The organism is Sulfurovum lithotrophicum, from assembly GCF_000987835.1.
GTDB classification, from domain to species: domain Bacteria; phylum Campylobacterota; class Campylobacteria; order Campylobacterales; family Sulfurovaceae; genus Sulfurovum; species Sulfurovum lithotrophicum.
The window spans coordinates 1,135,202-1,160,415 of sequence record NZ_CP011308.1; the positions used below are offsets into that span (position 1 = coordinate 1,135,202).

Here is a 25,214-nt window from a genome sequence, read left to right on the forward strand (position 1 = left end):
CTCCCTTTTAAACTAATATAATTCTATTATACACTTTTCATATTATATAATGCAACCCCATAGCGAAAGTGATACATTTACTTCATAATCATAATATAGTGTAGAAAAAGAACTCTGCCACAACATACAGATTTCTATCCCATAGGATAAAGTATCTTTTCATGTACACTGTCGCAGGCACGCAGCACATCATCACCGAGCGTTAAGTTCATGGCAGCCAGTGAGGCATCAAGTTGCTCCGTATGGGTAGCGCCGATAATGGTCGACGCTACAAAGTCGAACTGTTTTGACCATGCTGTAGCAAGGGTGACAGGGTGCAGACCTGCCTCTGTGGCGATCTTGAGGTATTGTTGTGTCGAAGCGAGTGTCCGGTCATTCATGAACCGTTGTGCCATGGCACGCTGCCGCTGATTGGGCGACTTCAGGTAATCAGAGAACCTTCCTTTGGCCTCTTCGGGCTTCATCACCTGATTGTATTTCCCACTGAGTACACCTCCGGCCAGGGGGGAGTAGGGCAGAAGGGATACCTGCTCCTTTTCGCAAAGCGTTGATAGTTCATCGAGAAAGCGCCGGTTAAGCAGGGAAAAATTGTTCTGTATCGATTCAAAGCGTGCCAAATTTTTGTACTGTGAGGTCATTAGGGCTTTGGATGTACCGTAAGCCGTGTCATTGGATGTGCCGATGTAACGAACCTTTCCGGCTTTTACCAGCCTGTCGAACGCTTCAAGCGACTCTTCAATGGGTACGATTGTGTCGGGCCAGTGCATCTGGTAAAGATCGATGTAATCGGTACCCAGTCTTTTCAGACTGCCTTCAACTGCACGTTCTATGTGAAAACGGTCTATCGCAGTCAGTCCGTGACGAATAGGAGGAACAAACCATCCGCTGGCGGCGCCGGCAACTTTAGTTGCCAGTATGATGGACTCCCGGGGCTTTGTCTGCATCCACTCTCCTACCCACTGCTCAGTGATTCCGGCCAGTTTGGCTTCAGGTGGAACAGGATAGAGCTCTGCGGTATCATAGAAGTTCACTCCGTGATCATAGGCTTTGTCCATGATCATGAAGGCTTCTTTTTTGTCGCATTGTGTACCGAAGGTCATCGTCCCCATGCAGATAGGTGAGACACGCAGTCCGGTTCTTCCTATATATCTGTACTGCATTTGTGTACTCCTGAATGTTTTTCTAATTCTATCACATCTTAATGGTATAATAATAGTAATTTATTCCAGAGAAAGGAGCCTATGGATGCAGGACCGTTATGTGGCAGATGTAGGCGATTTCGGGAAATTCCAGCTTTTCCGGTACCTTTTTGATCATGAGAAGAGTCCGATGTCAGGGAAAACACTTTCCCAGATATGGTTCATGCATGAAGGTGAAGGTGAAATGAACAATGATGGAAAGCATATCGACTATTTTGAAAGAATGATGGGCAGTGACGAGTATCTGGAGGAGTCACTGATGGGTATTCTGATGCGTAACAAACGTGAGGTAGTGGAACTTGAAAAGCTCAAGCTGTTGAAACATGCCCGTTTTTTCTATGACAAAGTACCCAAAGCGCTTGAAGACCGCTATTTGTGGCTCAACAGGGCATTGACATTTTCAAGCAGGTCACAGATAGTCGCTGTCGCACCCGATAATGGTATGGCACTTAAATGCAAAAGAGCAGAGCATGCCTTTGAATTCCTGACACTCTCGCACTATACGCAGAAGGTTTACCCGCATAAATATATCTTTGCCGACGAGATCAGCTACTTTTACAGACTGCCGTATCTTGAAGTGTGCATTGTCTACCAGCACCTGGGACGCTGTTTTCCGCATTATGAGCAGATAAATGTGCTGCTTAACAGTCTGAAGAAGGAGTACCATCACGTTCTTGCCATCAAACACAAACCCTATTCACCAAGAGTCTTTTTCCTGCTGTGTAAAAGTGAAATCATCAAAGAAAGCCTGGAGTTCAGACTGAAAGAGTTTGAACAAGAGTTTGCTGAATTCTGGGAGCTCTTTTTGTGAGCAGGGTATTAACATACTGTTTACTATAGACAAGTAAAATTGATAACATTTTATTTCAAGGGAAAAAATATGAAAAAAATAGCACTAGCATCGATAGCAACACTCTCCATACTTTTTGCAGGACCGGGTATGATAGGAGCCGGGATGAAATACGACTGTAAATGTATGAAGCAGGGCAGCATGATGGAAATGAAACAGAAAATGATGAGAAAGAAAATGAACTCTCCCTTTCTCATAAAGCATGGTCTTCCGCATTTGACAAAAAATGTAATGATGAATTGGGACAATGTGGCTTTCGGATTGACTGCAGAGCAGAAAGAGAAGCTGACAGCGGTCAGAAAAGAGACCATGGGTGCCGTCATGAGACTCAAACCTGAAGTCATGGCACTTAAAAAAGAGATCGTACAGGCAAGTACTTCCGGTACAAAGGCTGCTGACCTCAAAGAGAAAGTGGACAAACTTGCTTCTATGGAGGCAGAGGCGACAATGGTGCATCTGAACTGTATTGAAAAGACCAAAGACATTTTGACCAAAGACCAGCTTCTTTTCCTGCTTGCTAACAAGAATACGATGCATGGTATGCAAGGCAAAATGATGAAAAAAAGAATGGGTCAGGGCAAAGGTATGAAAATGAAATGCGGCAGCGGAAAATGCGGTATGGGAATGAAGCAGGGCGCCGGTAAGATCCAGACACATTAATCAAACAATAACTTGGAGAGATAGCATGAACAGACATAATTTCATAGGTGTAACAATACTTGTCTCTGTATTGGCCCTGAACCCTCTACTCGCAGTAGAATTTCAGAACAACATACAGACAAGACTTAACTCAGCCAAAAAACTCTCCAACAGCATTGCATCCATCCTCCATAAAAGAGGGCTGGATGAAGATGCTGCGGAAGAGATCGCTGCTTCTTCGGTAGGTGATGATGAAGAACATTTAACACAAATGGTTGAAAACCTTAGCTCTGTCCTCTCGCATGATGAGATCATGGAACATCTCAGTACCATGGTGCTGCACAGAAAAGAGATACAACTGGACTCATACGACTACCTGGTCAGTATGGCATCGAAGATTAGAAAAAGCTCTTTGGACAAAAGCATGTTAAATCATTTACATGCTATTGCCAAACTCAACAGTCAGCTGATCGGATAGAGTCCGATCGGTCTGTCTTTGACATAATAAAAAATACTCCTGAATCCTTACGATAAAGTACAATTTTTCTCTTAAGATCTTGTACCATGTACTCTGAAAAATAACATGAGGATAAAAGAAGCTTTCATTTTAATTTCATCTATATTGCCTATAATAAATCTAAACCTACCACACGGATCAATCAAATGACAGATATACTGAATCATTCCATTTTACCTTTTGTTGAACATTTTCAACATTATGCAGTGTGGGTGGCCTTCTTTGCAGCATTCGGTGAGACGCTGATCGGTTTGGGTTTTTTATTGCCCGGTTCAACATTCCTGCTTTTTCTTGGAGTCCTGGCCGGACAAGGATATTTTGATATTTCCACATTGTTGTTATCTGCAGTAGTGGGTGCTTATCTGGGGGATATCACCAACTATCACATCGGTAAACATTACGGTACTGCATTATTGGGCAAATCATGGATACCTTTTTCCAATGAGCAGCTCAGTGGAGCACATAAGTTTCTCAATACACATGGATCAAAATCTGTTTTTCTAGCCCGTTTTTTACCCGGATTAAAAGAGAGTGTACCTTTTCTTGCAGGCTCTTTGAAAATGCAGAGAAGCAAATTTCTTTTTTGGGATTTCTTTGGAGCTGTCGGCTGGAGTCTGGAGTTTATAGGTATAGGCTACCTTTTCTCTGCATCACTTGCCCTTGCACAGGTATGGCTGAGCCGTACGGTTACTGTCCTTGCTATACTCATTTTTCTTTTGATTTTGCTCTATATTTTAAAACAGTTTATCGTACACAATGCACACTCAGCGAAAATAATACTTCTTTCATTATGGCACTCTTTTTTGCAAAATCCTTTTGTATCAGGAATAATAAAGACCCATCCAAAATCCACAGCATTCATCAAAAGCCGTTTTGACCAAACTACATTTTACGGACTTCCTCTTACACTGCTTAGTGTGGCATTTATATCGGTTTTGGCACTTTTTGCAGGTATTGTCGAAGATTTCCTCACCCAGGATCCGATCGTCTACGTGGATCATATCGTTGCAAATCTCATGGTGGGCTGGAGAACACCGGAGATGACCACTTTCTTTACCTGGATCACCTATCTTGGTATGAAAGAGATCTTAGTACTTTTTCTTGCAGCGGCTACTGTTATTTTGCTTTTGTATAAAAAATATAATGACCTTGTTGCACTCTATCTTTCTCTTGGAGGATCAGCCATTTTCATGTCTCTTGGTAAACTTGCTTTCCACCGCCCACGGCCGGAAACAGCACTTTATTTTGAATCTTCCTATTCATTTCCAAGTGGACACGCTACACTTGCAGTAGCTTTTTATGGATTTTTAGGATATTTGCTCATACGGTATGCACACACTTTAAAAACAAAGGTCAATATATTTTTTGGCACAACGATATTGATTCTGCTGATAGGCTTAAGCCGTATTTACCTGGGAGAGCATTATATCAGTGATATCTATAGCGGATACCTGATAGGTACATTGTGGGTGATCACGGCTATTGCCTTGCTTCACTGGCTTACTTACAAAAAAAATTTTACTCAGAAAAATCCATTTGGAAAAGCAAAAACGATCAGTATCACAGTGGCGTCCATAGCAGTAGGTCTTTATCTGTTATTTGGTTTGAATTTTCATTATAAACCTGCCATCCATCCCGCAACAAAAACAGTTAAACTAGACAGCCTAAAAACGTTATTTAACAAAAGTTCCAACAGATTTGCCCAAAATATCTTCGGCCTCGACTCCCAGCCGATAAATATCATCATGGCAGCAAAGCACAAAGAAGAGATTTGTCCTGTCTTGAAAAAAGCCGGCTGGAAAAATTTGAACACTGATAAAAAACTCGGTATCCCTCTCTTCTGGCAGGCAAAAGAGCCGATATGCAGTTTACATATGAAGAAAGAAAACAGACTGTATATATTGAGAATATGGGATACAGATGCATTCTATAAAGGCAAGCAGATATATGTTGCCGGTGCCAATGCCATCACTGGTAAATACTGGGGTATCATACCGGTTTTCATAAAAGATCTTGACCATGCCAGGGATTTTGTAGTGAAAGACCTTCAAGTAAAGGCTCATGTCAAAAGGGATAAACCCGTTCAGATAAATGAACCTTTTATCAAAGAAAATCTCTTCGGACATTCCTATTTTAGTGATGGAAAGGCAGAGATGTTGTCTTTTTGGAAAAATAGGATAAAATCATTTAACTGATTGGATACGTACGAATATAAGGTTTTCATTTTCAGAGTATGATAGTATAGGAAAAACGAATGGCAGGAGTCTATCAAATGAATAAAGGAAGGTTCAGGTTTGCAGCCAACTTCATTGCTGTTTTCATTTTTGTAAGTTTCATTACAAGGATCGTGTTACTGGCAATGACTTATGATCAGGCAGATACGGGTATTGTTGAGCTGATAAAAGTCTTTTTCATAGGGGTATTCTATGATTTCGTAGCTGTTTCCTACTATCTGATACCATTTGTTACCTATCTTATTATCGTGCCCCGGAAGATCTTCAACTCAACCCTTCACAAGATCATCAGTCTGCTGATCTATTTTGCTGTGATCTATACGGTGGTGTTCAATGGTTTCAGTGAATATTTTTTCTGGGAAGAATTTGGGAAACGTTTTAACTTCATCGCGGTGGATTATCTGGTCTATACACATGAAGTGATACATAATATTCTGGAATCATACCCTATACCGCTTCTTGTAGTGATCATTCTGCTCATTACGGGAGGGATCTTCTATGTCAACCATAAAAAGAGTGACCTGCACAAGGCTGCATTTCAATGTGACATGCCGTTTTCTAAACGACTGAAAATTGGGAGTATCTATCTTGCACTGCCGCTGCTTTTCTTTGTATTCCTGGACAAGCAGACTCTGACAGAAAATGTTCCGAACAAGTTCGACCAGGAGTTGGCAAAGAATGGTTTCTATTCACTTTTCAGTGCCTTCAGACACAATGAACTGGACTATGATGAATTTTACAAAACACTGGATAATGAAAGTGTGTTCAGACGCCTGCATGTTCTTCTACAAAGAGAGAATGCGACCTTTAAAACGAACGATATCCATGATATTACCAGAGTGGTTAACAATGACGGACCGGCACATCGTTACAATATCGTCCTGATCATGGTGGAGAGTCTCAGTGCGGAATACCTTGGAGCGTTCGGTGACAAAAGAGGGCTGACCCCGCACCTGGATGCATTGGCGAAAAAATCACTCTTTTTCAACAATCTGTATGCGACAGGTACAAGAACAGTCAGGGGTATGGAAGCGGTCACGCTCTCTCTGCCACCGACACCAGGTAGAAGTATTGTTAAAAGACCCGATTGCCAGCACATGAACTCTGCAGGTTTTGTCTTTCAAAACCTGGGCTATGAAAATAAATTTATCTATGCTGGTCACGGTTACTTTGACAATATGAACTACTTTTTTTCCAATAACGGGTTTGAAGTGGTGGACAGATTTGATTTCAAGGATAATGAAGTGACATTCTCCAATGTATGGGGTGTCTGTGATGAAGATCTTCTGAACAAGGTCAGCAAAGAGGCAGACAAATCTTTTGCGGAACAGAAACCTTTTTTCAGTTTTGTCATGACCACCTCGAACCACAGACCCTATACCTATCCTGATGGCAAGATCGACATTCCTTCCCATACAGGACGCAGCGGCGGGGTAAAATACACCGATTATGCCATTGATAAATTTTTTAAAGAGGCATCCAAAAAACCATGGTTTGACAATACGATCTTCGTAGTCGTTGCAGACCACAACGGGGGAAGTGCGGGCAAAACAGCACTACCGGTATGGCGCTACAAGATACCACTTTTTATCTATGCACCAAAACTTATCAAGCCGAAAGTTGTCAGCAAGCTTGCTTCACAGGTAGATATCGTACCTACGCTTTTGGGGATCCTCGGACAGAGCTATGAGGCCAAATTTTATGGAGATGATATTTTAAGACCGGACCACAGGGAAAGGGCATTCATAGGCAACTACCAAAAACTGGGGCTTTTCAGAAACAATACCCTGACCGTACTCTCGCCGGACAAAACAGTACAGAATTACAAAGTGAAGAAACAGACACTCTACAGTGTGGAATATGCTGAAGAAAAACCATCAGAGGAAGATGCAAACGATACGGTTACCTACTATCAGAGTGTGAGTTATCTGTATAAGCATAACCTGCTAAGAGTATTTGGTAAAAAATAGAACGATAAGCGATACTTGATGATAATACCCTGTAAAAATATTCTTGTAGATATTAAAAATGAAACAAAAATGATAAACCTATAACTACTCATGAAAAATGTCCTCTTTTTGTTTATAGATATCTGTTTTTACTTCAAAAATACCCAACAGTGAATGAAAAAGATTATCTTGCGAATATTTTTTATTTTTCCGACTCTTTATCTTGTCTATATTTATCTCCTTCTTCATATTCTTACCAAACCACATCAAAGAAGCAATATGCGTTTGGGCTTCAGGAGCCATAAAGTAGGGCAGGCCATGGAGATACACACCATGTTCTCCCAAACTCTCGCCATGATCACTCATATATATCATGGCTGTATTGTATGAATTGTCATATTTTTTTAACAACTTGATTACCTTTGATAAAAAATAATCTGTATATAAAATCGCATTATCATATGCATTTGTTATCTCTTTTTTGCTGCACTCTCCCAACTCGTTGGTTTTGCATACCGGAATGAATTTTTCAAATTCTTTTGGATATCTTTTATAATATGCCGGACCATGATTCCCCATTTGATGCAGTATGATCAAAATATCCTTTCCTTTATGTTTTGCAATATATTGATCAAGTCCTATCAGCATTCCTTCATCTCTACACTCACCATTCTCACAGATACTATTGTTTTTGGGTATTTTATAGTCTTCGTAAGGAACCCTTAGTGCTACCCCTTTACTGTCAGAATTATTATCCCGCCATAAAATATCTACTTCACCTGTATGATTCAATACATCTAAAACATTTTCAGTCGATATACTTTTCTTGTAACTGTAATCAGCTTTGTCAAAAACGGAGAACATGCAGGGGACGGACTCTGCTGTACTGGTTCCGCATGAATACATATTGGGAAAATTGATGATATCTTCTTTTTTCAATAACGGATTGGTCTCTCTTTGGTATCCGTTTAAAGAAAAATGGTCAGCCCGTGCAGCTTCTCCTACGACCATAATGACCAGTTCTTTATGCTTTTCATTGCTGTCAGTTTCTATGATCTTCGCATCTGTACCAATAGGTTTTATAATAACCGGACCACTATTGAATGATTGATGCAGATAGACACCTGTGCTATATACCCAATATATAGGGTTTGTAGAGTATCTGAGTGGTTTATGCTCCCTGAAAAATGAGGTATAGTGCTTACTGAATAAAAATATACACACAAGAATAAGCAGTAGTGAGATACCCATTACTTTAATTTTAGACCACATTTCATTTTTAAACCCTTTGTATTGTATATTTGTTCTATACACAATATAGGAGGGTAGAGCACCAAGAAATAAAAAGTACAAAACCAGTTTGACACTTAACAGATCCATGGATTCATTTAAATTTGTTTGAATGATATTTCGTATCATCTCATCATTGATAACCACATGATAGCTGTTCATAAAGTAGCTTGTAAATGACGATATGAGCAAAACAATAATGATGATCGGCTTTGTAGTATATTTGGAACTTACCAATGCAAATAGGAAAACTATCAATGATGTTAATACGACAACCAGGGATAATAAAAATCCGATATTGCCTAAACTGAAAGGATAAACTTTTAATGTTTTGCTAAAAAATGCATAATTGTCAAAGACGACTAAAAATATACTCGTAAATACAATGAGTTTTTGCTGAGATAACTGTCTAATATCATATCCTTGTTATAATGATCATCCATCAGCATTATACATTTTTAAAATGAAAAGAATGGTTGTCGTGATCAAGAAAGAATATATGATAAAAAATACCAATTGATTAACATAATATAAATTCTATTAAAAATGTAACTCTCTACTTCCTCATATAAATATGCAAGAGAAAAGATGAATTTAAAAAGTACTATTTTCACTAAAATATAAAAATAATATCAATAATAGATAAAATCTAACCTATTGTATATTTTGCACATTTATCAGATCAACAATAATCCATCTGAAATTTTTGTCATAAGTAAGAAACTTGTTTTAATCATTTTTTCAATTATTCAGTATCTGCCTTTTTTGAGTAAATGTAATTTCTAATATGGTGTACATCATTCATGTATATTGAAAATTCAAAAACGAACAGTAAAGTGATAGATTTTATACTATTTAATATTGCTATTTGTTCCTTCTGGTGTGTAAAAAAGGATCAAAACCGAGGAGAATTAATACTAATAAATATAATAATTACCTCTTCCCCTAATGATATCTCTATATTTACAATACCGATCCAATAGATAGCGTATTTCTGGGCAGCAGAGACAATTTAAGGAACAAATGTTCATAAATAATTATTAATGGATATAAATATATGAACAATTGTTCATAAAGAATAATATCCAAAAAGATATAAGAGAACAAATGTTCACTTATATTTGTAGTCCACTCTTGACATATGAACAATTGTTCATTATAATATCGTCAAAGGAGCCGTAATGAACGAGCAGAGCGTTAAAACTCCCCTATCCAAAGGGGGAAGGACTAAAGAGAAAATACTGAAGAATGCCCTGAAACTCTTTTCATCTAAAGGGTACAAGGCAACAACGGTAAGAGATATAGCAGGGGCGATGGGAGTGAAGCAGAGTGCGCTCTATAACCACTTCAAGAACAAAGACGAGATACTGGAAACACTTATAAGCAACCTGACCTCGTCAGCCATTGTTACTTTATTTGACGATAAAGAGGGCCAGGAGCTCCATAAACAAGGGAAATCACTTCTCATGAACCTTGCCACTACCTTTAAGCTTATAGGCTTTGACAGCCAAAATGAGGCGCTTTTAAAGCTTTTGATGCAGGAGATCTACCGTAACGAGCGTATACGGGAGATATATAACGAGCATTTCTACCAGGAGAACGTCAAAAAGCTCTCCGGTTTCTTCTTTGCGATGATGCAGGATGGGATGATCGAGTCCTCAGACCCCCTTTTGTTGGCAAATGAGTTCTTTTCTCCCCTGTTCTTCTATCAGATGCAGGTTTCTTTGCTAAAATTAGATAAAAAATCGACCTCTTCAGTGGTATCTCTGTTTGAAAAACATGTTGATTTCTTCTGGGATAACATTAAAATAGAGAAACAAGAGACGCTTTTTTAGATAAATACTAAATAATATCAATAATTACAGATATTATTATATTAAGGAATATTAAACATGGAAAACAAAATAGATCACTTCGCACACAAGTCAAAATCATGGGATATGAACTCGAAAAGAGTACAGAATGCCAAAGGTATTGCAAATTTAATAGTAAATAATATAGAACTCTCCCCTTCTATGGAGATCATGGACTTTGGTGCAGGAACAGGATTGTTGAGTTACTTTGTTGCACCTCATGTAGGCAGAATCGTAGCGGTAGACAATTCCCCTTCCATGCTTCTTGAGTTCACGAAAAAGTGTGACGAGTTCGGTTGTGAGATCGAGGTGGTTGAAAAAGACCTCAGTATCGATACGCTCGAAAGAAAATTTGACGGTATCATCTCCTCCATGACCATTCATCATGTTGAAGATCAAAAGGCCCTCTTCTCCAAGTTCTACGATATGCTCAATGAGGGTGGTTTCATTGCCATAGCCGATCTTGACAGTGAGGATGGCAGCTTTCACAGTGACAACACCGGTGTCTTTCATCATGGTTTTGACAGACAGGCACTCGAAAAGATCGCCAAAGAGGCCGGATTTAAAGATATCCGCTTTGATCTGGCCAATACGATCAACAAACCACACCGTGACTTTACTGTCTTTTTAATGACTGCTGTGAAATAGTATGAAATACCTGTGGCTAAGTATCTTTTTTGCTGTTCTGGTCTGGTCGGCTATAGATCCGAAAGACCAATTTACCTGGTTTCTGGAAGTCTTCCCCGCACTGATCGGCTTCGTACTGATCGTAGTCACTTATAGAAAGTTCCCGCTCACACCCCTGCTCTATACATTGATATTAGTACATATGATCATTTTAATGGTTGGCGGCCACTATACCTATGCGGAAGTACCTCTTTTTGACTGGATCAGGGAAGTACTGCATCAGAGCAGGAACAATTACGACAAAGTCGGACATTTCATGCAGGGCTTTGAGCCTGCCATACTTGCCAGAGAGATACTGATAAGAAAAGAGATCGTTCATGGGTCACGTATCTGGCTGAACTACATCGTTCTCAGTATCGTCCTGGCGTTTTCCGCTTTTTATGAACTGGTCGAGTGGTGGGTTGCCCTGGCAACGGGCGATGATGCAGAAGCATTTCTTGGTACACAGGGCTATGTCTGGGATACGCAGTCAGATATGATGTATGCGCTCATCGGCGGCATAACTGCCCTGCTTCTGCTCGCCCGCTGGCATGACAGGCAATTGCGGGCAATACAGTAACACAATTCTTCTGAACAATAATGTTCCCATTTTTCCAATTCTTTAAAAGCAGCTTTGGGAATGATTATTTTGAACATCAGTTGAGACCTAAGCGATCAGCTACCTCTTCAAGGGAATAAACTTCACTCTTCCCTGCTTTTATTTCATCTATTCTTTTGTCTGAGATTATTTCATCTAAAGTATCAAAATATGTACTGACTGCCTTTTCAATGATCTAAGTTCGTGAATGCTCCAGCTCATAAGCATAAGAGTCTAAGTCAGATAATAATGTTTTGTCCATACAAATATTTATTGCTTTTTTCATAATGTATCTTTTTGTATCTACCTAATGGTCATTTATTGGCTACGAAGTGTTGTTATGGCTATTTAGGCTATAGTTGTTCTTTTCTTTGCTCCTACAAGCCAATATGAAATAGCCAAACCAACAATAACAGCAGCAATAATCAATAATTCTTCTCCTTTTTCAGAAGAGAGAGAATATATTAATACTTTTCTAATCAGTGCCGCCATTGCAAGCATAATAAATGCACCAATTGCAAATCCTTTGCCTTGCAAATGGTTGATTTCCTCATGAATTAATTCTATAGATGCCCACAACACAAGTAAACTACCAAGAACTGTGAGTATTCCTTTTTCTATTTTTATATCAGTAAAAAAGAGTAGATAAATATCGTATACGAAAAGTCCTATGGCAAAAAATGCTACTACTGCCAATGCCCCTGCCAAAAAGTAGTTGATATATGAATTGAAGTTTTTCAAACCTGATAAAATATTTTTTTCTATTTTAGAAAGAGACAAAAATTTGCTCAACTCTTCTTCTCTATAAGAACTTGTGAGTACATCAAGATTCATATCAATTATTTTTTCAACTGCCTTTATTTCCTGTACATGATGTTGTTTGTCTTTGAAGTTTTCTTCTATGCTTGAAAGTATGAAAGTTCTAACATAGGTAAATGCAGAATTGACATAGTGTGTAGGCAATCCGATCTTGACATGTATTTCACCTATTTTGTAAAGATACATAAAATAAGGCATATCATACTGTCCACAAAATAGGTTAATAAACCACTCTTTGATTTTTTTCCTATGGTAAGCGATAATATCTTTGTTCTTTAGAAATTGAGCGGTTTTACCAAAACCCCATATGTAATCATAAAAGCCATCTATAAATTCATCAGCAAGTTTTTCCATGCGAGGTTGAAGTTCTTTTAATAATTGAGCTTCTTCTTCAGTAAATTGATAGTGCTCTTTTAAGTCTCTATAATGTTGCATTTATGCTCCTTGATTATAATTTTACATATTTTACTATGAGCTATATCTATTTATTAGAGGAACAATATGTCCCTTTATTTATGTTAGGAGTATACAAAAAATGTCCTGCTATTTCAAGAAAGATAGCGATTTGCCATATTTCAGCAGTTTCTCTTTAGAAACTCTACGATCATAAAAATTTCTTATGTCCTTTTAGCCGGAAATAAGCCAATATACGGACAAACTGTTCCCCTATTTGTTGATTTCAGGCAAAAGAGGACATGATGTCCTGCTATTTTTAAGGGGAAAATCGTTTTGTATTGCGAGTGGTGCGATCAGTGCTTTTTGATCTCCGCAACAATGACGCCTCTGAGATCACCCTCTTTGAAACCTGTTGCTTTGTCGTTCGGATAAGCGGTCTTGATGGCGTCAGAGATCTTGGGTGAGAGATTGCTACCGTGGCACTTGAGGCAGACTGCTTTGGCAACGAGAGGTTTGTAGACTCTTGTTGCATCACCCTCTTCTACCACTTTGATATCTTTCGGGCTGAATTTTTTGGCTTTGATCGACGCAACATATTCCTCCATAACCTTCCGGTCTGTGGCATCCGGTGTATTGACTTTGCCGTTTCTTACTTTGAGGGACGTTCTTCTTACTTTTGCATAAGGAGGAAGTTTCTTATTCACTTCATTGGTGATATCATCGGCACTGCCTGTACAGAAAGCAAGTGCGGTCAATCCCGTTTTGTCTTCTTTCATTTTGGCCTGAAGCTGTGATTTGAGGGCACCGCCCAGCATTTTGATGTATTTGACACCTTCCTGTTTAACATTCTGTGTCTGTGCCGCATCGGCTGCCATAGCGGAAGTGGCGATCAGCAAAGATGCTGCAAATAAACTTAGTTTCATACTTTTGTCCTTATTTTTTTATTTTCAATTATAGTAAAATTGGTTTAACCATAAATAGAAAAACACAGGATAATGTTCATTTCTATTTTTTCTTCCATATATTTTAGGCTATACCCTTATTTTGGTTGCAGTTAAAAAAAGATAATGCTTGCCGGTAATGGTAACTCTGTACTTTTTCTGCTGCAGATACTTCTTGACGAACATGACATCATTGAAGAGCAGGCTCATCTCACTCATGGCATAGTTGGGGGCCTTTGCTCCGTAAACCATCTCTCCACCGATCCATCTTGAATTTGGAAAGCCAAGTATCACCGCAGCATCTTTTTCCAGATAATTCTGAACAAGTGACATGAAGAAAGGTTTGAAGTTGATACCAGGACTTTGCAATGTTCCTATGCTGATAAGCAGGTCAAAAGTACCCAGGTTCAGATCATCCAATTTATTAATATCATAAGCATAGAAGGTGACATTTTCTTCCGGAAAGCACCCATCAGCGTACTCTATGGCTGTGGCTGAATGGTCGATCCCTACGAAGTCCATACTTTCATATTTATGAATATTCAACTGTTTTCTGATCACTTCAAACTCATCTCCTCGGTTCACACCAAGGTCTAATACCCTGTGTCTCTTTTCGAGTGTCACATTTTCCAAAGCCTGTTGGTAATAATAATAAAATGATGGCTCTTCCATTTTATGGATGGTGAAAAATTTGGAGGTGACACCGTATTTTTCTTCTTTATCGCCAGGGGTGTCCAAATGAAAAGAACTCTCTGTTTCAAGTTTTTTGAATGTGATTGTCACCATCGGGTAAGCCCCTTCTTTTGGCATGAGCATCCTGCAGTGAAGCAGTTCGGCCAGGTCGCTCCATGCTTTCAGACTGCGATAGAGGTACGTTTCTCCATCTATATGCAGGAGAGTACCAGCATACCCTTCTGCCAGATCAGGGTGGAGTACAGAGAAAGAGATGGTGTCGTGTATTTCAAGATGCTGTTGAAGTAAGAGGAGAATCTCCTGCATGCTCTGTGTAGTGAATATCATGGCTGTATCTCTTTTTTTGTCATATTTGGGTAGTATTTTAGCATGAAAAACAGTGAAAAGAAGTATGACCTCATTGTCATAGGTTCAGGAGCAGCGGGGATGATGGCCGCCATTACTGCCGCACGTAAGGGTAAAAAAGTCCTACTTCTCGAAAAGCTCTCCAAGATAGGTGCCAAGTTGAAGGCAACTGGTGGCGGTCGCTGCAACCTTACCAACACTCTGGACAACGAGACCTTTATGTCACGTTTCGGTCGTGACGGAAAGTTCATGATGCCTGCACTTGAGGCATTTGACCATAAGGCACTGATGGCTTTCTTCAAAGAAATCGGTGTGGAAAGTCATGCCCCTGATGGATACAGGGTCTTTCCTGTGACACACAGCTCATCGACCATTATCAATGCCATGGAGAAGGAGATGCAGCGGTTGGGAGTAGAGGTGCGCTGTTCGCAAAAAGTAACGGGACTCTCCCATGATGACGGCCAGGTTACCGGCGTGGAGACCGAGACAGACAGTTTTGCCGCAGACCATGTCATAGTCGCCACCGGCGGCAAGGGCTACCCTGTGCTGGGAGCAGAGGGTGACGGCTATCAATTGGCAGAGTCTGTCGGACACAAGGTGACTGAGGTCTACCCTGCCATGATGCCATTAAAGACAAAGGAAAAATGGGTGGCGAACTGTACGGCTGACACTATTGCAAAGGTCATTATAACCGTTGATATGAAAAAATATAAAAAATTAAAGGCCCAGGGTGATCTCATCTTTACCAAAAGCGGTATCCGTGGTCCTGTCGTATTGGATTTTTCCCGGGAGATCACCCCGCTTTTAAGCAAATATGAGGAAGTGCCTGTCCTGATGAACCTGACCAAAGGGATGAATGAGGAGCAGATTCGTAGTCATATCAAAAAGGAGTTGGGAAAAAACCCGCACAGAAATACTTTGGAGATCGTTTCCACCCTGCTTCCAGGGTCTGTCAGTCGTGAACTCTGTAAACTCGCAGAAGCCGATCCCAACACTGCGTTGGGGAAACTCAAAGGTCAGATAAGGGACAGGCTCATCAAACTTCTTGTAGCCACTCCCCTGACCATCAATGGTCACGACGGTTTTAAAATGGCGATGATCACACGCGGCGGAGTGTCGCTAAAAGAGATCGATCCCTACACGATGCAGAGCCGAAAGGTGGAAGGGTTGTATTTTTGCGGAGAAGTGATGAACCTGGACGGCCCCTGCGGCGGATACAATCTGCAGTGGTCCTTTGCCAGCGGGTATACGGCAGGCAACCCTAAAGAAGATCTCTAAAGATTTTCATTAAGCTCTTTTGCCTCCTGCCACTTTTCATCGGCAAGAATCCGGCACTTTTTAAGGGTTTCCGGGTCAGCTTCTTCGGCTGTTCTAAAACCTGCTTTGTGCAGACAGTTACGCATGGTATCAGCTTTCAGCTTCATCCCTATATGGCTTACTTCTTCTGTCCTGAAGTTGTCTTTCTTCACTGCAAAATACCAGATGGTTCCCAGTACAATGATGGTAATGAGTAGCAGGAATTTATATAGTTTTGTCATACGGGCACCTTTTGAAAATATCATTATGAAAACTATAGCCAAATTTTCACGTATTTTCATAAAAGAGAAAATGATTTTTTCCATAGCCGCATCTAATACTATTATGCTAAAATTCCACACTTTTATTTATGTAAGGATTTGGTGTGTTCAACATTCAAAACTACTCAAAACAGAATATCAAAAATGATATTCTTTCCGGTGCGCTTGTAGCCGTCGCACTTGTACCCGAAGCGATCGCATTTTCGTTCATTGCCGGTGTCTCTCCGGTGGTCGGCCTTTACGGAGCCTTCATCATCGGGCTCATTACAGCGCTCATTGGCGGTAAACCCGGTATGATCTCGGGTGCTACGGGTTCTGTGGCCGTGGTATTTGTCTCACTTGGCCTTTCGGTCAAATATATGTACCCGGATCTCGATGCGGAAGCACTTTCCATGATGGTATTGCACTACATACTGGTCACCTCCATTATTGCAGGACTCATACAGGTAGCCATCGGTCTGCTGAAAATGGGTAAGTTCATTCGTCTCGTACCCCAGCCTGCCCTTTTTGGTTTCGTGAACGGTCTGGCCATAGTCATCGCACTGGCACAGCTTCCTTTCCTTGCTCCAGCCAATATAGGTCAGTACGGTTCCTGGATTGACATTATCAAAGCCAGTCTCTCCGAGAACTACATCATGTACATTATCATCATCATTACGATGGCGACCATGCAGTACCTTCCAAAAGTAAGCAAAGCCGTGCCTGCAGGCCTTGTGGCAATCATTGCGGTCACGCTTGTGGTCTACTTTGGGCATATCGATACCAGGACCGTAGGCGACCTTGCAGACCTCTCCAATGTCTCTTTCCCTCATTTTACCATGCCGGACTGGTCATTGCTTTTCAGCTGGGAATCACTGAAGATCATTCTTCCAACTGCGGTTATCGTTGCGCTGGTTGGTCTCATCGAGTCCCTTCTTACACTCTCCGTTCTGGATGAAATGGGAGGGAAAAGAGGCTCCGGGAACCAAGAGTGTGTCGCATTGGGTGTCGGAAACGCTACATCAGGACTCTTTGGCGGTATGGCAGGTTGTGCGATGATCGGACAGTCCGTCATCAACTTTACGTCAGGCGGTCTTGGGAGACTTTCCTCCTTTACTGCAGCAACCCTGCTGATCATTCTTGTAGTAAGTTTCTCGGATGTGATCGCTGCCATTCCTATGGCTGTTCTTGTCGGGATCATGTTCATGGTGAGTATCGGTACATTCGAGTTCTCCTCGATCAAACGTATCAGCCACATGCCAAGATCGGATGCCTTCGTGCTGGTAGTCGTGACCATCATCACCATCTTCTTTGACCTTGCCGTAGCGGTTATAGCGGGTATCATCATTTCCGCGCTTGTCTTTGCCTGGAAACATGCAAAGATCTTTTCCCATACCAAAATGGAAGGGGATAAAAAGATCTATGAACTTGACGGTCCTCTCTTTTTTGGTTCGGTTACCTCATTCAATGAACAGTTCGATGTGGAGAATGATCCTGAAGAAGTGGTCATCGATTTCAAAAAGGCAAGAGTCATGGATTCTTCAGGAGCCGAAGCCATCGATGCACTGACCGAAAAGTATAGAAAAGCAGGCAAGAAACTCACGCTCAGACACCTTTCCGAAGACTGTAAAAAGATGCTGCGAACAGCCGGGCCGTTCTGCACCTATGAAGAGGATGACCCTACCTACAAGGTTGCACACGACGTTTAACCTTCTTTGGGTATGACATAGAGCGTACTCATCGCAAACTTGAAATAGAAATACAACACTCTTCACAATCATTGCAAGTATTCTATTTCAAGATTTAGGATCGCCTCCTATTTATAAAATCCTTTCTTTATTATGCTATTATATAAGTAATAAATATTATATGGAGCATATTATGAGATTTTTTCCCTTACTTCTACCTCTTTTTGCCGCTACGTCCCTCTTTGCTCTTGTGCAGAGTATTGAACATCGTGGTGTCAAGGTAACGACCACTCTGCCAGACAAGAAAAAGATAACCTACCATGTAAAACGAAAGATACCAGACATCTGTAAAAAAGTATCCATTACCAATGAGATGCTATGGACGGGGAATTTCGCCAACCCAAAAGTTCCTGCTGTCTGCAAATCGACCTTTGTGCACACCAAAGGAAAACTGCTGCCGATGCATCTGGAGGAAGGACTGGAGACCTTTGGTGAGCTGGAAGTCCTCATCTTTCTAAAAGAGATGCAAAAAGACAAAAATATGCTGCTCATAGACAGTCGTACGAAACCCTGGTTCGACTATATGACCATTCCCGGTGCTGTCAATATGCCGTTTATCTATTTCAAAAAACATAAGGAGTATGAGTTTCATTTTGAATACGCACTAAAATATCTTGGAGTGAAAAAAGATGCGAATGGAGAATATGATTTTACTGAAGCCAAAACCCTGCTGCTTTTTTGTAACGGTCCCTGGTGTACCCAGTCCCCCGAAATGATCTTTGCTCTGCTGAAGATAGGCTATCCGGCAGAAAAGTTGAAGTGGTACCGCGGTGGTATGCAGGACTGGCTGGGTGCGGGAATGACCTCTACCCGCAAGTAGAGATTTATTTGGGATAGGCTTATTCTTCTACAACAACCCTTGCATCAAGCGGTTGAACCGGTCTGTTGTTCGGATGATGCATGACATGCTCGAATGCTTCAACCTGTTTTTTTGAGATCGTCAGCGGTTTTTCAAGTACGAACCATCTCACTCCTTCAGTACACGGAGGTGTTGTCAGAGAACCGTTAAATCTGTAATAGTGCTGTTTTTCAGGAATGAGGTTCGCAGCAATATCGGCTATTTTTAAGTCATTCTTCTCTCCCGCTTTTTGTGGCATCTTTGCCCAGATCTTTGCAAGATCCTTGTTTTCTGCACCCTCTTCAAACATGACAGCTACAACAGCAATGTTCCCGTCTTTATCAAGGTGTACAAAGTGTGCTTCGAGCGGGAATGCTTTCCCGTTGATGCGGTTCTCGCTTGGTGAATGGAAGTGGAACTGCTTGAGTTCAAAAGTGTCTCCGTCAACCACAAGCTTGTCTCCGGCTTCTACATTGACCTGAATGGTATGGCCGTTGTTGACCACCTCTTTGGAACCTTTTTTATAGTCAAGGTTCAACGGTGCATGGTTGGGATCGGAGATTGAGTGTGTAATATTGATAGGCGACTGGTTCAATCCTTCGCTGCACATATGGTATTTTTCTGAAAGATGCCCCCATGTTTCAGGCGTATTATGTCCCGTGTATCCCCATTCTGCTCCATGACCGCTTGCATATGAAGCTGATCCCATAAGTGCTACAGCTGCAAGTAGTGAGAGTGTTTTTTTCATTCTTGATCCTTTTGTTTTGTTTTGTTTGTTTTATAAGTATAGACCCATTCAGGTTAAAAAGTATCAAAAAATTTCCATAAGGCTGGGAAATATCATAAAAAATAATCAGATGTTTAATATAGGTCAAAAATATTGCTTATTTTTGACAGTAGAATTGAAGCTGAAATATCTTCTCAGCTTACGAACATCCATACGATCAAAATGAGGAATGGCAGAAATGCAAGTGCATAGACCGTTTTTTGTGTCCTGACTGCTTTGTAGATGCCCCAAAAAAACAGGATAATGCTCAAGAGCGCTCCACCAACGATCACCGATGAGGGTACGGGAAGTTTCTCTCCCGCAAACAGGAATAATGATAAAAGAGTGAAGAGCAGTAATGGTTTGATCATTTTTCCATATCCTCCCTGTTGAGTCTGTCCACCATCTTGATGCTGTCAAGCGCATTGACAAGGATCTGTTTGGTAGAGGCAAGCGGTTTCATACGCAGGTTGGTGTTCTGCTTGTCTATCGTCTCATCGGTTACCAGTTCCATAACCTCTTTTTCAAGTTCTGCAATGATCTCGTTGATCTTCTCTTCAATAAATTCAATATTCATATTATTTAGTATGTTCCTATTTTGTTTTGGGTCTGAAAATTTTGATGACTTCTTCGTTCGCTTCCATGTATGCACCGCCAATGAGGTCGATACAGTACGGCACGGCAGGAAATACCGCATCAAGGCATTCACGGATGGATTTTGGTTTTCCCGGAAGATTGATGATAAGCGAACCGTTACAGATACCTGCAGTCTGGCGCGAAAGGATGGCTGTTGGAACATACTGCAGACTGACCGCCCTCATCTGTTCCCCAAAACCGGGAAGCAGTTTCTGACAGACATTCTCTGTTGCTTCTGTCGTTACATCACGCATCGCCGGCCCTGTTCCTCCTGTAGTGACGATCAGGTCACAGTTCGCATCACGCGAAAGTTCAACCAGTGTTGTCTCGATGAGACTTTGCTCGTCAGGAATGCATCTGTATTCATATTCGCACTCATTGAGCAGGTATTCCTTCATTGTATCCATAATGGCTACTCCGGAGATATCCTCGTAGATACCCTTGCTTGCCCTGTCACTTGTCGTTACTACGCCGATCTTTATCTTGTCCATTGTTCATCCTAAAAAAAATTGAGATACTATAGCTTAAAATCGTTAAGAAAACTCTTGCGCTCCTCTCAGCGTAAAAAATTAGCTTTTTGGCTCTTTTTCAAAAATAAACCACCTGATTACGTCCCAACTCTTTTGATTTGTACATAGCAGTATCAGCTTTTTTCATAAGCTTGATTGCATCGTCAGCATCATCAGGAAAAACAACAATACCAATACTTGCAGTCACATTCAATTTAATACCATCAACAATCCATGCTTTTCTAAAAAGACTTATTATTTTCTCTGCTAATGCAGAAAGACTTTTTTGGTTTATATTTGTAAACAGAAGAAAAAACTCATCTCCACCAAAACGGGCAAAAATATCTTCAATTCTTATATGTGGCAATACTCTTTTTGCTACTTCTTGAAGCAGTTTGTCTCCTACATTATGCCCATAGGTGTCATTTACCTCTTTAAAATTATCTAAATCCAAAAAGAGCAGTGCAAATGTTGTACCGGTTCTTTTTGCGTTAGATATAGCCCTATCAAGCTCATGTTCAAAAGTAAATCTGTTGAGTATGCCTGTGAGCATATCTTTTGTAGCTAACTCTTTATATCTTTGCTCACTCTTTGCCAAGGCAGTTTCTGACTTTTGTTTGAGTTCTTCATAAAGTTCACGCATCTCTTGTGATGAAGTTTCCAAGGTATGTTCCAGAAAGATTCTCTCTTCATCTGCTTCATTGTATGCAATATTTACAAGGTCAATAAACTTTTCTAAATTACCATCAGGAAATCCTCCATCTTTAAATCCGAGTTTTTTAAGCTGTTTTTGTAAAACTTTATGCATCACTTTCCCAAATGGCCGTTAAGGTCATTGTTTGATTGTGCAAAGAACAAATGCCGGAAGCAAGCGGTGAAATCTCCCCGTAAGAGTAAAACCCAACAAGATTTGCATTTTGCGGTAAAACCTCTTTTACTGCTTCGATCTCTTCATCAATTCGACTTTTTAAAACCAGTTTCCTGCCGACACAGCTTATAGCAATACAAAGCAGAGATTCATTCTGATATTTTGACAAGTTTAGCATCTGTGCTGATTCTTCCGCACCGTTAACCAAACGATCAAAGTTTGCCTTCATAAAGGTTACATGTGAATCTTGGGGTATATCTCCTGCAAAAGTGATAGATTGATTTTCCTCATCCACCGCTAAAACGGTACGCACTTTACTTTCCTCGCCCTCTTTTTCTTTAAGTTCCAAAGGAAACAGCAAACCACTTGCAGGTAGCTCTTTTGCTTTGTCGCCCAAGTAGCGTTTATATATCTCAAGTGCGGGTTTCCCATCGAGTTCATATAAAACATTATCTTTGCTTTTAGTGACAAGTCTTTGTAATCCCAGAGAATCCCATCCCCCTTTTGATGCCACTTCAAAATGGATATTATCACTATAAAAACCAACTGCGCTTACAATACCCTCTTGCAACACTCCATTTTCAATAATCCATGTTTTTTCAAACCTGTCTTTATCTCCAGCCAATCCACCACTTACCACAACATCCGCATGTACAACAGACGCAATGCCTTTGGTAAGTTGTGAACCATTTGTTTTTAAGCCGTCTGACAAAACAAATATTGATTTTAAATTATCATGAAACAGTTCTTTTGCAATATCGATACCATCCTCATAAGATGCTTCATTGCCTATTGATTTACATATATGGTTTTTAAGTATAGTAGATTGAAATTTTGCAATTGATACAACAATGGTATCGTCATACACTTCATCATCTAAGATTTCTCCGCTTGTAGATGCACCAGCAATAATTGACAGAGGAAAGAGTTTTACGATGTTAGAAAGCTCCTCTCTTACCTTCTTTTCTTCTAGAGATGCAAAAATCAAAATCAAAGTGTTTTGAGAATCTAATGTTGTCTCAAATGGCCTATCCCATTGCTCCTCTTGATAAAGATAAGTTGCTACTTCCATTGAAAAACCTTTTATTAGTTTGCATGGTCTTACACCCCACCCTCATTTTATGATACGCCACCTTGATTAAAAATCAACTTAATTCCATGATTTTTACGATTGACGATCTTCCGGGATGACGGATGGGCTACCCTATTTTCAATAATAACCTGTCCAGCAACAACGTACTCAGTAGACGCTTGAGAAAAGCCAGCAGATACGTCGCTTTGGTAATGTAGTACCTTGGTTTCGGACGATCTGATAAGATGATCCTGTGCACCACACATGCGACAGAGACCGCCTCTTCATTAAAAGGAACAGCACTTTTCTTTGCCTTCAGACTCTTAAGGTACTTCTCTTTGTGGTCTGAATGTTCAATATCGACATTTGCCTGTAGTTTCTGCATGGCAGTCTGTCTGAAATGGCTGGTGATCGGTCCGGTATTGAGCACGACGGCATGTATATTAGTACCCCGCAGTTCAAGCCGAAGCGTATCGGTCAGTCCTTCGATGGCATATTTGCTGGCATTGTAGGCACCCCTGCCAAAGAGGGAGATGAGCCCAAGCACCGAAGAGTGCTGTATGATCTTTCCGTATCCCTGCTTTTTCATCACCGGTATGATCTGGCGGGTACACTCATGCAGACCGAACACATTGGTCTCGAACTGCTCTCTGAGCACATCGGTGCGTATGTCTTCAATCGCTCCGGGCTGTCCGTATCCTGCATTGTTGAACCAGACATCGATGCTGCCCTCTTTTGCAAGTACGTTTTCGATCACGCTTTCTACCTGTTCAGGTTTGGTCACATCGAGCTGCATGGCATTTTCAAAGCCCATTGACCTGAGCATCTCCACATCTTTGGGATCTCTTGCCGTCGGATAGACTGTAATGTATCTCTCTTTGAGATACCTGGCTGTCTCCAGGCCAATACCCATACTGCAGCCAGTGATCACGATATTTGACATATGCAATCCTTTGTTAGTGTTCCCCATATTTTATCTTAGAATGGCTAATGGATATGCTACAATACTTCCATGATTGAAAAACTACGGCAAAACGATTTTTCGTTGGTACTTTCCGGTGGCGGTGCTCTTGGTATCTCACATCTTGGTATACTGCATGACCTTGAAAAAGAGGGACTTTACCCTATCGAGATCATCGGTACGAGTATGGGTGGCATTGTTGGTGCCTGTGTGGCTATCGGTATGAAAGAGGCCGAGATCTATGAACATATTAAAAACTTCAGTAAAATATACAATTGGATGAAGTTCTCACTCTCCGGTAATGCCATGATAGACAACGACAAGATCGCTCTGATCTTTGAAGGGCTCTTTGGGAAGAGAAAAATGAAGGATACAAAAACGCCCCTCAAGCTTATCGCGACCAACCTTTTTAACGGACATAAACGTGTATTTACTGCCAAAGATGATGTAACTATCAAAGATGCCATTCTCTGTACCATGGCCATACCAGGCATATTTGAAGAGCATGTGGTCGAGGGCCAAACATACGGTGACGGTTTTTTGTGTGAGAATCTCGGAGTGAACGAAGCTTCCTGTAAAACCGTACTGGCAGTCGATGTTCTTGGAGAGAACTCTTTTGAAAAAGAGATGCCTGACAACTTTTTCAAAACAGCCAATGTCATGGAAATGTTCGAGAAGTCTGTCCGTCTACTCATTTATAACCAGAGCAAGTCACACATAGCCTGTTCTACAAAAGAAATTCTGCTCATAGAACCAGAGACCAAAGGATACAAAACCTTCTCATTCCACAAGTATGAAGAGATACGTCAACTGGGACTGGGACTGCTGACATGAAGAATCTTTACTCGAAACTGCTGGTATTCTTACAGTTCAGTACCATAGGTGTGATGCTCCTGCTGGCGCATTACCGTTTTGATCTTCTGTCCATTCTGGTATTCAGTATCGGGGCTGTTGTGGGCCTGTGGGCATTGACTCACAACAGGCTGGGTAATTTCAACATCGAACCCGAGCTCAGAGAGAACTGTGAGCTGGTTACTACAGGAATCTATCGCTGGATACGCCACCCCATGTATGCCTCCGTGACTCTGATGATGCTTGGAGTGGCTTTGATGGATCCTAGTGCGGTTCAATGGCTGCTCTGGCTTTTTCTTGTCAATGTACTACTGCTGAAAGCACAAAGAGAAGAATCCCTCTGGCTTTCACACGATCCATGTTACCTCGAATACAGGGGAAAAACAAAATATTTCATACCATATATTTTATAACATGAA

At 40.9% G+C, this 25,214-nt stretch carries 26 protein-coding genes; 13 read left to right on the top strand and 13 right to left on the bottom strand.

Features of this window, described 5'->3' with window-relative positions:
• Window positions 1–134: 134 nt before the first annotated feature.
• The gene (locus tag YH65_RS05575) at window positions 135–1,160 is read right to left on the bottom strand and encodes an aldo/keto reductase (protein ID WP_046551006.1); all 1,026 of its coding nucleotides are present in this window, start codon (window positions 1,158–1,160) and stop codon (window positions 135–137) included.
• 85 nt (window positions 1,161–1,245) lie between these two features.
• Between YH65_RS05575 and YH65_RS05580 the strand changes: the two genes are divergently transcribed.
• From YH65_RS05580 to YH65_RS05600, 5 genes are all read left to right on the top strand, one after another.
• On the top strand, window positions 1,246–2,010 hold the full coding sequence (locus YH65_RS05580) for a hypothetical protein (protein ID WP_046551007.1): 765 nt from the start codon (window positions 1,246–1,248) through the stop codon (window positions 2,008–2,010).
• A 69-nt stretch (window positions 2,011–2,079) separates the two neighbouring features.
• Window positions 2,080–2,709, top strand: coding sequence for a hypothetical protein (locus tag YH65_RS11230; RefSeq protein ID WP_052746100.1), 630 nt, complete (start codon window positions 2,080–2,082; stop codon window positions 2,707–2,709).
• Window positions 2,710–2,734: 25 nt separating this feature from the next.
• Window positions 2,735–3,166 carry a serine acetyltransferase domain-containing protein gene (locus YH65_RS05590; protein WP_046551008.1) on the top strand — a complete coding sequence of 144 codons (432 nt, stop codon included), beginning with the start codon at window positions 2,735–2,737 and terminating at the stop codon, window positions 3,164–3,166.
• Window positions 3,167–3,351: 185 nt separating this feature from the next.
• Window positions 3,352–5,400: a bifunctional DedA family/phosphatase PAP2 family protein gene (locus tag YH65_RS05595; protein ID WP_046551009.1), complete on the top strand. Its 2,049-nt coding sequence runs from the start codon at window positions 3,352–3,354 to the stop codon at window positions 5,398–5,400.
• A 77-nt stretch (window positions 5,401–5,477) separates the two neighbouring features.
• A complete protein-coding gene (locus YH65_RS05600) occupies window positions 5,478–7,409 on the top strand; it encodes an LTA synthase family protein (protein WP_046552049.1) in 1,932 nt (643 codons plus the stop codon).
• Between the two features lie 84 nt (window positions 7,410–7,493).
• On the opposite strand, the gene YH65_RS05605 is transcribed toward YH65_RS05600, so the two are convergent.
• Window positions 7,494–9,092, bottom strand: a complete 1,599-nt coding sequence (locus YH65_RS05605) for a phosphoethanolamine transferase (protein ID WP_046551010.1) — start codon at window positions 9,090–9,092, stop codon at window positions 7,494–7,496.
• Window positions 9,093–9,859: 767 nt separating this feature from the next.
• Between YH65_RS05605 and YH65_RS05610 the strand changes: the two genes are divergently transcribed.
• Genes YH65_RS05610 through YH65_RS05620 form a run of 3 tightly spaced genes read left to right on the top strand, consistent with a single transcriptional unit; the run spans window position 9,860 to window position 11,777 of the window.
• Complete coding sequence (locus YH65_RS05610) at window positions 9,860–10,513, top strand: TetR/AcrR family transcriptional regulator (protein ID WP_046551011.1); 654 nt, start codon at window positions 9,860–9,862, stop codon at window positions 10,511–10,513.
• Window positions 10,514–10,570: 57 nt separating this feature from the next.
• On the top strand, window positions 10,571–11,179 hold the full coding sequence (locus YH65_RS05615) for a class I SAM-dependent DNA methyltransferase (RefSeq protein WP_046551012.1): 609 nt from the start codon (window positions 10,571–10,573) through the stop codon (window positions 11,177–11,179).
• A gap of 1 nt (window position 11,180) precedes the next feature.
• On the top strand, window positions 11,181–11,777 hold the full coding sequence (locus tag YH65_RS05620) for a DUF2238 domain-containing protein (RefSeq protein WP_046551013.1): 597 nt from the start codon (window positions 11,181–11,183) through the stop codon (window positions 11,775–11,777).
• A 366-nt stretch (window positions 11,778–12,143) separates the two neighbouring features.
• Here the strand turns inward: YH65_RS05620 and YH65_RS05625 are convergent, their stop codons facing one another.
• The 3 genes from YH65_RS05625 to YH65_RS05635 form a co-directional block, all read right to left on the bottom strand.
• Entirely contained in the window at window positions 12,144–13,049 is a 906-nt protein-coding gene (locus YH65_RS05625) for a protoglobin domain-containing protein (protein WP_046551014.1), read from the bottom strand.
• Window positions 13,050–13,363: 314 nt separating this feature from the next.
• Window positions 13,364–13,933: a Tll0287-like domain-containing protein gene (locus YH65_RS11235; protein WP_052746101.1), complete on the bottom strand. Its 570-nt coding sequence runs from the start codon at window positions 13,931–13,933 to the stop codon at window positions 13,364–13,366.
• 108 nt (window positions 13,934–14,041) lie between these two features.
• Window positions 14,042–14,950 carry a methyltransferase domain-containing protein gene (locus tag YH65_RS05635; protein WP_245609168.1) on the bottom strand — a complete coding sequence of 303 codons (909 nt, stop codon included), beginning with the start codon at window positions 14,948–14,950 and terminating at the stop codon, window positions 14,042–14,044.
• Window positions 14,951–15,013: 63 nt separating this feature from the next.
• Between YH65_RS05635 and YH65_RS05640 the strand changes: the two genes are divergently transcribed.
• Window positions 15,014–16,267 carry a BaiN/RdsA family NAD(P)/FAD-dependent oxidoreductase gene (locus tag YH65_RS05640; protein ID WP_046551016.1) on the top strand — a complete coding sequence of 418 codons (1,254 nt, stop codon included), beginning with the start codon at window positions 15,014–15,016 and terminating at the stop codon, window positions 16,265–16,267.
• Here the strand turns inward: YH65_RS05640 and YH65_RS05645 are convergent.
• Window positions 16,264–16,527 (bottom strand): hypothetical protein, encoded by a 264-nt coding sequence (locus YH65_RS05645; RefSeq protein WP_154806471.1) that lies wholly within the window; start codon window positions 16,525–16,527, stop codon window positions 16,264–16,266. The genes YH65_RS05640 and YH65_RS05645 overlap by 4 nt on opposite strands.
• Window positions 16,528–16,670: 143 nt before the next feature.
• Here YH65_RS05645 and YH65_RS05650 point away from each other — a divergent pair, with 143 nt between their 5' ends.
• Both YH65_RS05650 and YH65_RS05655 read left to right on the top strand, forming a co-directional pair.
• A complete protein-coding gene (locus YH65_RS05650) occupies window positions 16,671–18,254 on the top strand; it encodes a SulP family inorganic anion transporter (RefSeq protein ID WP_046551018.1) in 1,584 nt (527 codons plus the stop codon).
• A gap of 172 nt (window positions 18,255–18,426) precedes the next feature.
• Window positions 18,427–19,113, top strand: coding sequence for a rhodanese-like domain-containing protein (locus tag YH65_RS05655; protein ID WP_046551019.1), 687 nt, complete (start codon window positions 18,427–18,429; stop codon window positions 19,111–19,113).
• A 19-nt stretch (window positions 19,114–19,132) separates the two neighbouring features.
• On the opposite strand, the gene YH65_RS05660 is transcribed toward YH65_RS05655, so the two are convergent.
• From YH65_RS05660 to YH65_RS05690, 7 genes are all read right to left on the bottom strand, one after another.
• Entirely contained in the window at window positions 19,133–19,879 is a 747-nt protein-coding gene (locus tag YH65_RS05660) for a carbonic anhydrase (RefSeq protein ID WP_052746102.1), read from the bottom strand.
• Between the two features lie 173 nt (window positions 19,880–20,052).
• Window positions 20,053–20,268, bottom strand: a complete 216-nt coding sequence (locus YH65_RS05665) for a hypothetical protein (protein ID WP_046551020.1) — start codon at window positions 20,266–20,268, stop codon at window positions 20,053–20,055.
• Window positions 20,265–20,474: a hypothetical protein gene (locus YH65_RS05670; RefSeq protein ID WP_046551021.1), complete on the bottom strand. Its 210-nt coding sequence runs from the start codon at window positions 20,472–20,474 to the stop codon at window positions 20,265–20,267. The genes YH65_RS05665 and YH65_RS05670 overlap by 4 nt, the downstream gene beginning before the upstream one ends.
• 16 nt (window positions 20,475–20,490) lie before the next feature.
• A complete protein-coding gene (mog, locus tag YH65_RS05675) occupies window positions 20,491–21,024 on the bottom strand; it encodes a molybdopterin adenylyltransferase (protein ID WP_046551022.1) in 534 nt (177 codons plus the stop codon).
• Between the two features lie 97 nt (window positions 21,025–21,121).
• Entirely contained in the window at window positions 21,122–21,850 is a 729-nt protein-coding gene (locus YH65_RS05680; RefSeq protein ID WP_052746103.1) for a GGDEF domain-containing protein, read from the bottom strand.
• Window positions 21,843–22,982: an FIST signal transduction protein gene (locus YH65_RS05685; RefSeq protein WP_046551023.1), complete on the bottom strand. Its 1,140-nt coding sequence runs from the start codon at window positions 22,980–22,982 to the stop codon at window positions 21,843–21,845. The genes YH65_RS05680 and YH65_RS05685 overlap by 8 nt, the downstream gene beginning before the upstream one ends.
• Window positions 22,983–23,109: 127 nt before the next feature.
• Window positions 23,110–23,925: an SDR family NAD(P)-dependent oxidoreductase gene (locus tag YH65_RS05690; protein WP_046551024.1), complete on the bottom strand. Its 816-nt coding sequence runs from the start codon at window positions 23,923–23,925 to the stop codon at window positions 23,110–23,112.
• A 69-nt stretch (window positions 23,926–23,994) separates the two neighbouring features.
• On the opposite strand from YH65_RS05690, the gene YH65_RS05695 reads away from it, so the two are divergent.
• Both YH65_RS05695 and YH65_RS05700 read left to right on the top strand, forming a co-directional pair.
• Entirely contained in the window at window positions 23,995–24,777 is a 783-nt protein-coding gene (locus tag YH65_RS05695; RefSeq protein WP_046551025.1) for a patatin-like phospholipase family protein, read from the top strand.
• Window positions 24,774–25,208: a methyltransferase family protein gene (locus tag YH65_RS05700; protein ID WP_052746104.1), complete on the top strand. Its 435-nt coding sequence runs from the start codon at window positions 24,774–24,776 to the stop codon at window positions 25,206–25,208. The genes YH65_RS05695 and YH65_RS05700 overlap by 4 nt, the downstream gene beginning before the upstream one ends.
• The last annotated feature ends 6 nt before the right edge of the window (window positions 25,209–25,214 follow it).